Genomic DNA, 11269 nt, shown 5'->3' with positions numbered 1-11269 from the left:
AGGGGCCTGTGCGGGGGCATCCTGGACGACATGAGCGATCTCGACGGCGACGGCGACGGTGACGATGAACCTGGCGGTTTGGCGCGCGGCGGGGGAGATGGCTCGACGCGTGGCGGGGGCGGCCGTGATTCGGGGCGTCAGGTGCCTTCGGGGAACCCGTCGGTGGGGCGGGGCGGTCTCGCGCGGGAGTTGCGCGACGCCGTGCGCGGCGAGGTGGATTTCTCCGTCACCGCCCGCGCCCTGCACACCATGGACGCCTCCAACTACCGCCGCGTCCCCACCGCGGTGGTCGCCCCGAGGGACGCCGACGACGTGGCGGCGGCGCTCGCGGTCTGCCGGGAGCACGGCGTGCCCCTCGTACCGCGCGGCGCGGGCACCTCGATCGCCGGACAGGCCACCGGAACCGGCGTCGTCCTCGACTTCACCCGGCACATGCGCCGCATCGTCTCCCTCGACCCCGGCGCCCGTACCGCCGTCGTCCAGCCGGGCGTCGTCCTCGACGACCTGCGCTCGGCCGCGGCCCCGCACGGGCTCACCTTCGGCCCCGACCCCTCCACGCACAGCCGCTGCACCCTCGGCGGCATGATCGGCAACAACTCCTGCGGCTCGCACTCGGTGGCCTGGGGCACGACCGCCGACAACGTGCACGCCCTCTCCGTGGTCGACGGCTCGGGGACGCGCCGCCGCCTCGCCCGCGGCTGGGACGGCGCCCCCGAAGGGCTGCGCCCCCTCGTGGACGGGAACCTCGCGCTGCTGCGCACCGGTTTCCCCGAACTGCCGCGCCGCATCTCCGGATACGCCCTGGACGCGCTGCTCCCCGAACGCGGCACGGACCTCGCGCGCGCCTTCTGCGGCTCGGAGGGCACGCTCGGCATCCTCACCGAAGCCGTCGTACGCCTCGTCGACGCGCCCCGCGCGCGAGCGCTCGCCGTGCTCGGCTACGCCGACGAGAGCGCGGCGGCCGAAGCGGCGGCGGGGCTCCTGCCGCACGGCCCGCTGACCGTCGAGGGCATGGCGGCCGACCTCGTGAAGGGGGCGAACGGCCTTCCCGAGGGCGGCGCCTGGCTCTTCGTGGAGACCGGCGGCGAGAGCCCGGCCGAGGCACGCGCGCGTGCCGACACGATCGTGCGGGCCGCCGCGGGGGACACCGTGGACGCCCTGGTCGTCGACGATCCGGCGGGGCAGCGCGCCCTGTGGCGGGTGCGCGAGGACGCCAGCGGCACGGCGACCCGGATGCCGGACGGCTCCGAGGCCTGGCCCGGCTGGGAGGACTGCGCGGTGCCGCCCGCCCGACTGGGCGCCTACCTGCGCGACTTCAGGGCGCTGCTCACCGAGCACGGGCTGCGCGGCACCCCGTACGGGCACTTCGGAGACGGCTGCATCCACGTCCGCATCGACTTCGACCTGCTCACCCCGGCGGGCATCGCGGGCTTCCGCCGCTTCTCCGAGGACCTCGCCGACGTCGTCGTCGCCCACGGCGGCTCGCTCTCCGGCGAACACGGCGACGGGCAGGCCCGAGCGGAGCTCCTGCCGAAGATGTACGGCCCCGAACTCGTCGGCCTCTTCGCACGCGTCAAGGACGTCTGGGACCCGGCGGGGCTGCTCAACCCGGGCATGCTGGTGCGGCCCGCGCCTCTCGACGCCGACCTGCGGTTCGACCCGCTCCCGCGCGAGCCGGTCGACGTGGTCTTCGGCTATCCGCAGGACGGCGGCGACTTCTCGGCGGCGGTACGGAGGTGTGTCGGTGTGGCCAAATGCCGTACCGCGACGCCCACTTCACCGTCCTCCGTGATGTGCCCGTCCTACCGCGTCACGGGCGAGGAGGAGCACTCCACGCGCGGGCGCGCCCGTCTGCTCCACGAGATGCTCGCGGGCGAGGTGGTGACGGACGGCTGGCGCTCCACCGAGGTCAAGGATGCCCTCGACCTCTGTCTCTCCTGCAAGGGCTGCCGCTCGGACTGCCCGGTGGGCGTCGACATGGCCACGTACAAGGCGGAGTTCCTGCACCACCACTACGAGGGCCGCCGCAGGCCCGCCGCCCACTACTCGATGGGCCTGCTGCCGCGCTGGCTGCGGGCTGTCTCCGCGACGCGCACCGCCCGCGTCGTCAACGCCCTCGCGCGCGTGGGCCCGTTGGCGGCGCTGGGCAAGCGCATCGGCGGGATCGCACCGGAGCGGGCCGTGCCCGAGGTGGCGCCGCGTACGTTCCGGCGGTGGTGGCGCGGGCGGCGGCGAACCGTGGGCGCCCCGCACGTCATCCTCTGGCCCGACACCTTCACCGACCACCTCTCGCCCTCGGTGGGGCGGGCCGCGGTGGCGGTCCTGGAGGACGCGGGCCTCGGCGTCGCGGTGCCGCCGCGCGGGGTGTGCTGCGGCCTGACGTACGTCTCGACGGGCCAGCTCGACCGCGCCCGCGCCGTCCTGCGCGCCACGCTCGACCGCATGGAGCCCCTGCTGGACGCCGGGACGCCGGTCGTCGTCCTGGAGCCCAGCTGCGCCGCCGCCCTCCGGACCGACCTCGCCGAACTGCTCGGGGACGACCCGCGCGCGCGACGGCTCGCCGCGGCCGTCCGTACGTTCGCGCAGGCCCTGGAGGAGCTGGCCCCGGCGTGGCGACCGCCGCACATCGGCCGGAGCGCCGTCGGCCAGACCCACTGCCACCAGCACGCGGTACTCGGCGACGCGGCGGAGCGGCGGCTGCGGGCGAAGGCGGGCCTCACGGGCGACCTGAGCGGTGGCTGCTGCGGGCTCGCCGGGAACTTCGGCTTCGAGCGCGGCCATTACGACGTATCGGTGGCCTGTGCGGAGGAACAGCTGCTGCCGTCGGTGGCGGAGGCCGACCCGGACGCGGTGGTCCTGGCCGACGGCTTCTCCTGCCGGACCCAGCTGGCGCAGTTGGCGGGGGTACGGGGGCGGCACCTGGCGGAGGTCCTGGCGGAGGGGATCGCGGCCCGGGACGGCGAGCGACGGGACCAAAGTCCCCGGCAGTCGTGACTTTCGGTGCTGGGGAGCGGTGTCCGGTTCGGGCAGGATCGAGATGGTTCATGATCATCTGCCGAGGCGTCAGCTGCCTTGCGTACGCGAGAAGTCTGGTGAGCCACCGTGCGGGAGAAGTCGAGGGAAGCGGCGGGGTCGGAGGGGGCTCCGGGGTCGGTTGGGGTTGCGGGGTCGGAGGGGGTTGCGGGGGCGGAGAGGGCTCCGGGGTCGGAGGGGGTTGCGGGGTCGGAGGGGGTTCCGGGGGCGGAGAGGGCTCCGGGGGCGGAGGGGGTTACGGGGTCGGAGAGGGCTCCGGGGTCGGTAGGGGTTGCGGGGTCGGAGGGGTCCGGCGAGCCGACGCCGACGGGGCCCGCTGAGCCGGAGCCGTCTGCCGAGGGGGCGCGGACGGGGCTTGCGGGGGTGGATGCGACGAGGCCCGCAGGGCTGGACGCGGCGGGACCCGCGAGGGTGGACGCGGCAGGGCCCTCGGAGCCGGACACGGGGGGTCTCTCGGAGCCGGTGCCCGCGGGGTCCGGCTCCGAGGCGCACAACTTGGCCCCGCCGAGTGGCGATCGTGCCGTGCGGGGGCTCGTCGTGCGTAATCGGCGCGGCTCCATACCGATGGACCCGCTCTTCCGTGACGGCACGGCCGGGCTGCCGAAGCCGCTGAAGCCACCGGCGCCGGGGAGCACGCCGCGCCCCGGGCAGCCGTCCGGCCGCGACCGCGCGGCGGCAGCGGAGGCGCGGACCCGGGCCCGAGGTCAGGCCCCGGTTCACCCCCTCGCCCCGCCCCGCCCCGACCGCGACCTCGCGGAACGGCGTGGGCCCGCCTGCTCCGGCTGGTGGGCGCTGCTCGTCGCGGTGGTCGCCGTCGCCGGGGCGGGCGCGCTGGTCTGGTCCGGCGGGCTCCTTCCCGAGCGGCTCACCGACGTGCTGCGGCTGCCCGCACGGCCCCGGCGCGGCCTCGGCCCGGCGCGCTGGGCGGCGGTCGGCGGCTGCGGGGTCGTCGCGCTCCTCGCGCTCGGGGGGCTCACCCGCGGGCGGGCCGGCACCGCGTGGACCCTGTCGCTCCTCGGACGGTACCGGGGCACCGTGCGCCGCACCGGACTGCTGTGGATCAGCCCGTTGACGCTGCGCAGGCGCGTCGACGTACGGCTGCGGCACTGGCGGAGCGAGCCGCTGCCGGTCGTCGACGCGCGGGGCGTGGAACTGCGCGTGGCCGTCCTGGTGGTGTGGCAGGTCAAGGACGCGGCGCGGGCGCTCCTCGCGGTCGACGACCACACCGCGTACCTGCGCGAGCAGGTGGAGGCGGTCACCGCGCGCGTGGCGTCCCGGCTGCCCGCGGACCCCTACCGCGAGCCGTCCGACGACGCGCCGACCCTGCGGGACACCGAGGCCGTCGGTGACGCGCTCAGCAGGGCTCTGGCGGCGGAGTGCAGGGCCGTCGGCATCGAGGTGTTCTCGGCCCGCCCGCTGCGCGTGGAGTACGCGCCCGACGTGGCCGCCGCGATGCGGCGCAAGCAGCTCGCCGCCCTCGACGCCGAGCACCGGGACGGCGTCCTGACGTCGGTGCTCGACGCCGTGGACGACACCGTCCGCAGACTCACCGAGAGGGGGCTCGTCGCACTGGACGACTACGAACGGAAGGCCCTGGTCAAGGACTTGACGGTGGCCTTCTACACGGCACGGGGGAACGCCGTCGACACCCACTGAACACCCACTGAACACCCGAGGGAGAGGACCGAAGTGCGGAACGAAGTGCGGACGGAAGTGCAGACACCCCGATTCGTCGAAGAGACACCCGTCGACTGCGCATGCGGCCGGTGCGCGGAAGCGGCGACGGCTGACGGCTCCGCCGGGCCGCCGCGGTGCGCCGGCGTGCGCGGGGCCGTGGTGGCCGCCGTCGGCGCGGCCGTGCTCGTGGGCGCGGCGGCCGGTACCGCGGCGGCCGAACCCGCGCCGAGCCACGCGGGCTGGGACGGCTCCAAGTACTGGTACAAGGACGCCACCGGCTGGTGGCGGTGGACTTCGCACCACGCCAAGTACCTGGCGCGGAGCGGAAAGGGGGCCGTGGCCTCACCGGGGAAGGCCACGGCGCCCACCCCGCGCCGGCCGTCCGCCGCCGAACCCGTCTTCCGGGGCCGGCAGGGCTGGGACGCCACCGACCGCGTCTACTGGTATCAGAAGGCGGGCCACTGGTACTGGACCAGCCACAAGGACAAGTACGAGCAGCGCACGGGCCGTTCGGGCGGCAGTAGCGGTAGCAGTAGCAGTGGAAGTGGGCACGGCCACGGCCACGGCCACGGCCACGGCGGCGGCCGCGGCCGCGGTGCGGGAACGGGCTCCGGCACGCCCCACCGGTACGGCACGGAGGCCGCTGTCTCGTTCGCCATGAGCCACCTCGGCGACCCCTACGTATGGGGCGGCAACGGCCCGCACGGCTGGGACTGCTCGGGTCTGGTGATGGCCGCCTACCGACGGGCGGGCATCGCGCTGCCGCGCGTGGCCGACGCCCAGTACCGCGCTGCCCAGCCGATCTCGCGGGACCGGCTGCGCCGCGGCGACCTGGTGTTCTGGAGCAGCGACGGCAGCGCGTCGGGCATCCACCACGTGGCGATCTACCTGGGCGGCGGCCAGTACCTGGAGGCCCCGCGCCCCGGCAAGAACGTCCGCGTCTCGTCCTTCTCCCGATACGAGCCGAACATGTACGGCCGGGTCCGCTAGGCACCTGGGCCGTGCCAGGCACCTGGGCCGTGCCAGGCACCCGGGCCCGCCAGGCACCCAGGTCCGCCAGGCCCCCGGGCCCGCCAGGCACCGACTACGGGGCCCCTGCCTCCCCCGGGGCCCCGTAGCTTCGACATGTGGATAAGGGTTGCGTACAGCAGTGAAAGAGCTCCACAATCCTGTCGTAGTGCACTGTCCTGGACGGTGGAGTCCAGGACCATGAACCGAGGGTGAACCCCGGGGAAGTGCGGCAACGCACCAGGAAAGGCTCGCCCGTGAACGTCTCCCGCAGCGATCAGGCAGCGCCCCCGACGGGCCCGGCGGCACCGCAGCCCAGTCTCCGCAGCCGTCTCGGCCCCGTCGGGCTCGTCCTCGCGGGCGGCGTCTCCGTGCAGTTCGGCGGCGCGGTCGCGGTGAGCGTGATGCCGCGGGTCGGCGCCGTCGGCATCGTCGCGCTGCGGCTCGTCTTCGCCGCGCTCGTGCTGCTCGTCGTGTGCCGGCCGAAGGTGCGCGGGCACTCGCGCGCCGACTGGGGCACCGTCGTCGCCTTCGGCGTCGCGATGGCGGGTATGAACGGGCTCTTCTACCAGGCCGTCGCCCGTATCCCCATGGGCCCTGCCGTCACGCTGGAGGTCCTCGGACCGCTCGCGCTCTCCGTCCTCGCCTCGCGCCGCGCGATGAACCTGGTCTGGGCGGGGCTCGCCCTGGCCGGTGTCTTCCTGCTCGGCGGCGGGGGCGGCTTCGACGGCCTCGACCCCGTCGGTGTCGCCTACGCCCTCGGCGCCGGTGCGATGTGGGCGGTGTACATCCTCTTCAGCGCGCGCACCGGACGGCGCTTCCCGCAGGCCGACGGCCTGGCCCTGGCGATGGTGGTCGCCGCGGTGCTCTTCCTGCCGATCGGCATCGCCGGGGCCGGTTCGCGCCTCGTCAGGCCGGACGTGCTGGCGCTCGGCGCGGCCGTCGCGGTGATGTCGTCCGTACTGCCGTACACCCTCGAACTCCTCGCGCTGCGGCGGCTGCCCGCGCACACCTTCGCCGTCCTGATGAGTCTGGAACCGGCCATCGCGTCCCTCGCCGGGTTCCTGGTCCTGAGCCAGGCCCTGTCCGTCACCGAGGCGCTGGCCATCGCCCTGGTCATCGCGGCGAGCATGGGCGCGGTGCGGACGCAGGTGGGGCGGCGCAGGGCGCGCGCGGACGAGGATCCGGTGGCCGGTGCGGGGGTCGGCGGGGTGGCCGGTGCGGTGGCCGGTGCGGTGGGGGACCCGGTGGCGGCCGCCGCCGTGACCGCCACGGAGTCGTCCGCGAAGCCCGTCACGGAGCCGTCCGAAAAGTAATGCAAGCACGCTTGCTTGTTTCTCCGAGCGCTGCCATGCTCCCAGGCACTTCCCCACGCTCTCGATCCCGTTCGAGCAGGGGAGACCCGTGCCCCGAGGGGAGCGTTCCGTGTCCGATGCCCTGCCCGTGCTCGACGACCTGCGCACCGAGAGCGAGGAACTCGACGCTCTCGTAGCGGAGTTGAGCCCGGAGCGGTGGTCCCTGCCGACGCCCGCACCCGGCTGGACCGTCGCCCACCAGATCGCCCACCTCGCCTGGACGGACCGGGCGGCCCTGCTCGCCGCCACCGACCCGGACGCGTTCGCCGTCGAGGTCGAGAAGGCCGCGGCGGCGCCCGGCTCGTTCGTGGACGAGGGCGCCGCGGAGGGTGCGGGGCTCCCGCCCGCCGACCTGCTCGCCCGCTGGCGCACCGCCCGCGACGCGCTGTGGCGGGTCCTGAGCGAGGCCCCCGCCGGCACCCGGCTGCCCTGGTACGGGCCGCCGATGGCCGTCCCCTCCATGGCGAGCGCGCGGCTCATGGAGACCTGGGCGCACGGCCAGGACGTGGCGGACGCGCTCGGCGTCGCGCGGGAGGGGACCGACCGGCTGCGGCACGTGGCGCGGATCGGGGTGCGGACACGTGACTTCGCCTTCGCCGTACGGGGCCTCGGCGCACCCGGCGAGGAGTTCCGGGTCGAGCTGACCGCGCCCGGCACGGGGGAGACCTGGGCGTACGGACCCGAGGACGCCGCCCAGCGCGTCACGGGACCCGGCCTCGACTTCTGCCTCCTGGTGACGCGGCGCGCCCACCGCGCCGACCTCGCCCTGCGCGCGCAGGGCTCCGACGCGGACCGCTGGCTGGACGTCGCGCAGGCGTTCGCGGGGCCGCCGGGCGCGGGCCGCCCGCCGAAGGGGGGCGCCGCATGACGGTGCCCGCCCGGCCGACGACCGTGCCCGCCCTGCGGATCGGCAACGCCTCCGGCTTCTACGGCGACCGGTTCGACGCGATGCGCGAGATGCTCACCGGCGGCCCCCTCGACGTCCTCACCGGCGACTACCTCGCCGAGCTGACCCTGCTCATCCTCGGCCGCGACCGCCTCAAGGACCCCTCGCGCGGCTACGCCAAGACCTTCCTGCGGCAGCTGGAGGAGTGCCTCGGGCTCGCCAGGGAACGGGGCGTCCGCATCGTCGCCAACGCGGGCGGGCTCCACCCGGCCGGGCTCGCCGACGCCGTGCGGGAGCTCGCCGGACGCCTCGGGCTCGGCGACGTCAGGGTCGCGCACGTCGAGGGCGACGACCTCGGCGGCCGCTTCCCCGGCGCCCTCACCGCCAACGCCTACCTCGGCGGCGCCGGCATCGCCGCGTGCCTGACCGCGGGCGCCGACGTCGTCGTCACCGGGCGCGTCACCGACGCCGCCCTGGTCACCGGGCCCGCCGCCGCGCACTTCGGGTGGGGCCCGACGGAGTACGACAAGCTCGCGGGCGCCGTCGTCGCCGGGCACGTCCTGGAGTGCGGCGCGCAGGCCACCGGCGGCAACTACGCCTTCTTCGCCGGGCACGAGAAGGGCCTGGACGCCCTGCGCCACCCCGGCTTCCCACTCGCCGAGATCCATGAGGACGGCTCGTCCGTCATCACCAAGCACGACGGCACCGGCGGCTTCGTCGACGTCGGCACCGTCACCGCGCAGCTCCTCTACGAGACGCAGGGCGCCCGGTACGCGGGCCCCGACGTCACCGCCCGCCTCGACACGGTCGTCCTCACCGAGGAAGGCCCCGACCGCGTCCGCGTCGACGGCGTGCGCGGCGAGGCGCCGCCCCCGACCCTCAAGGTGGGCCTCAACCGCGTCGGTGGCTTCCGCAACGAGGTCGTCTTCGTCCTCACCGGCCTCGACATCGACGCCAAGGCCGCCCTCGTCCGCGCCCAGCTGGAGGACGCCCTCGACCGCGCCGAGTCACGCCCCGGCGAGGTGCGTTGGGAGCAGGCCCGCACCGACCGCGCCGACGCGCCCACCGAGGAGAGCGCCAGCGCCCTGCTGCGCCTCGTCGTGCGGGACGCCGACGCGGACACGGTGGGCCGCGCCCTCAGCGGCGCCGCCATCGAGCTGGCCCTCGCCAGCTACCCCGGCTTCCACGTCACCGCGCCGCCCGGCCGGGGCTCGCCCTACGGCGTCTTCGAGGCGGCGTACGTCGACCGGGACACCGTCGAGCACGTGGCGGTCCTGCCCGGCGGCGAGCGCGCACCCGTCGCCTCCGGCGCCGACACCCGCGTACTCGAAGACCCGCCCCGGCCCCCGCTGCCCGCCCCGCTCCCGCCGGGACCCACCCGCCGCGCGCCCCTCGGCCTCGTCGCCGGGGCCCGCAGCGGCGACAAGGGCGGCGACGCGAACGTCGGCGTGTGGGCGCGGACCGACGACGCCTGGCGGTGGCTCGCCCACGAGCTGACCGTCGAGCGGCTGCGCCACCTCCTGCCGGAGACCGCCGGGTTGCGCGTCGTACGTCATGACCTGCCCAATCTGCGCGCCCTGAACTTCGTCGTCGAGGGACTGCTCGGCGAGGGCGTCGCCGCACGAGCCCGCTTCGACCCGCAGGCCAAGGGGCTCGGGGAGTGGCTGCGCGCCCGCCACCTGGACATACCGGAGGTACTGCTGTGACCGTCCTCGCCTCCGCGCTCGACCCCGCGAGCGCCGAGTACGCCGAGCACCGCCGGGCCATGCTGGACCGGCTCGCCGAACTCGGCACCGAGCAGGCCAAGGCGCTGGAAGGGGGCGGTGAGAAGTACGTCCAACGGCACCGCGAGCGCGGCAAGTTGCTCGCCCGGGAGCGGATCGAACTGCTCCTGGACCCGGACACGCCCTTCCTCGAACTGTCCCCGCTGGCCGCCTGGGGCAGCGACTACCCCGTCGGCGCCTCCATGGTGACCGGCATCGGCGTCGTCGAGGGCGTCGAGTGCCTGATCACCGCCAACGACCCGACCGTACGGGGTGGCGCGTCCAACCCCTGGACGCTGAAGAAGGCGTTCCGCGCCCACGAGATCGGCCACGCCAACCGGCTGCCGTCGATCCATCTGGTGGAGTCGGGCGGCGCGGACCTCCCTTCCCAGAAGGAGATCTTCATCCCGGGCGGCGCCCTCTTCAAGCACCTCACGCAGTCCTCGGCGGCCGGGATTCCCACCATCGCCGTCGTCTTCGGCAACTCCACGGCGGGCGGCGCCTACGTGCCCGGCATGAGCGACCACGTGATCATGGTCAAGGAGCGCGCGAAGGTCTTCCTGGGCGGCCCGCCCCTGGTGAAGATGGCGACCGGAGAGGAGAGCGACGACGAGTCGCTCGGCGGCGCCGAGATGCACGCCCGCACCTCGGGTCTCGCCGACCACCTCGCGGAGGACGAGCGCGACGCGCTCAGGCAGGCCAGGCGGGTCGTGAAGCGGCTCAACCGGCGCAAGGCGTACGCCGATCCGGACCCGCTCGCGGTCGAGCCGCCCCGGTACGACGAGGACGAGCTCCTCGGCATCGTCCCCGACGACCTGAAGAAGCCCTTCGACCCGCGCGAGGTCGTCGCCCGCATCGTCGACGGCTCCGACTTCGACGAGTTCAAGCCGCTGTACGGGAGTTCGCTCGTCACCGGGTGGGCCGCCCTGCACGGCTACCCGGTCGGCATCCTCGCCAACGCGCAGGGCGTCCTGTTCAGCGAGGAGTCCCAGAAGGCCGCCCAGTTCATCCAGCTGGCCAACCAGCGCGACATCCCGCTGCTCTTCCTGCACAACACCACCGGCTACATGGTGGGCAAGGAGTACGAGCAGGGCGGCATCATCAAACACGGCGCGATGATGATCAACGCCGTCTCCAACTCGCGGGTGCCGCACCTCAGCGTCCTGATGGGCGCCTCGTACGGCGCCGGGCACTACGGCATGTGCGGGCGCGCCTACGACCCCCGCTTCCTCTTCGCCTGGCCCAGCGCCAAGTCCGCGGTCATGGGCCCGCAGCAGCTCGCGGGCGTCCTGTCGATCGTCGCCCGCGCCTCCGCCGCGGCGAAGGGCCACCCCTACGACGACGAGGCGGACGCCGGGCTGCGCGCCATGGTGGAGCGGCAGATCGAGTCCGAGTCCCTCCCGATGTTCCTGTCCGGGCGGCTCTACGACGACGGGGTCATCGATCCGCGCGACACCCGCACCGTCCTCGGCCTCTGCCTGTCCGCGATCCACACCGCCCCCTACGAGGGCGCGCGCGGCGGCTTCGGCGTCTTCCGGATGTGAGGA

7 protein-coding genes are annotated in these 11269 nt (G+C 74.9%); all 7 read left to right on the top strand.

What is annotated here, in order from left to right:
* Positions 1 to 30 precede the first annotated feature (30 nt).
* Positions 31 to 2994 carry an FAD-binding and (Fe-S)-binding domain-containing protein gene (locus ACZ69I_RS07630; protein WP_470830918.1) on the top strand — a complete coding sequence of 988 codons (2964 nt, stop codon included), beginning with the start codon at positions 31 to 33 and terminating at the stop codon, positions 2992 to 2994.
* A 576-nt stretch (positions 2995 to 3570) separates the two neighbouring features.
* Entirely contained in the window at positions 3571 to 4689 is a 1119-nt protein-coding gene (locus ACZ69I_RS07625) for an SPFH domain-containing protein (protein ID WP_470830917.1), read from the top strand.
* 165 nt (positions 4690 to 4854) lie between these two features.
* Complete coding sequence (locus ACZ69I_RS07620; RefSeq protein ID WP_470830916.1) at positions 4855 to 5700, top strand: C40 family peptidase; 846 nt, start codon at positions 4855 to 4857, stop codon at positions 5698 to 5700.
* Between the two features lie 275 nt (positions 5701 to 5975).
* Positions 5976 to 7034: an EamA family transporter gene (locus ACZ69I_RS07615; RefSeq protein WP_470830915.1), complete on the top strand. Its 1059-nt coding sequence runs from the start codon at positions 5976 to 5978 to the stop codon at positions 7032 to 7034.
* Positions 7035 to 7143: 109 nt separating this feature from the next.
* Positions 7144 to 7941 (top strand): TIGR03084 family metal-binding protein, encoded by a 798-nt coding sequence (locus ACZ69I_RS07610; protein WP_470830914.1) that lies wholly within the window; start codon positions 7144 to 7146, stop codon positions 7939 to 7941.
* A complete protein-coding gene (locus tag ACZ69I_RS07605) occupies positions 7938 to 9665 on the top strand; it encodes an acyclic terpene utilization AtuA family protein (protein ID WP_470830913.1) in 1728 nt (575 codons plus the stop codon). Before ACZ69I_RS07610 ends, ACZ69I_RS07605 begins: the two co-directional genes overlap by 4 nt.
* Entirely contained in the window at positions 9662 to 11266 is a 1605-nt protein-coding gene (locus ACZ69I_RS07600; RefSeq protein ID WP_470830912.1) for an acyl-CoA carboxylase subunit beta, read from the top strand. Before ACZ69I_RS07605 ends, ACZ69I_RS07600 begins: the two co-directional genes overlap by 4 nt.
* Positions 11267 to 11269 lie beyond the last annotated feature (3 nt).

The organism is Streptomyces sp. NPDC036815 (genome assembly GCF_055609205.1).
The sequence above is the reverse complement of the archived record's forward strand: the minus strand, read 5'-3'. Positions and strand labels throughout refer to the sequence as shown.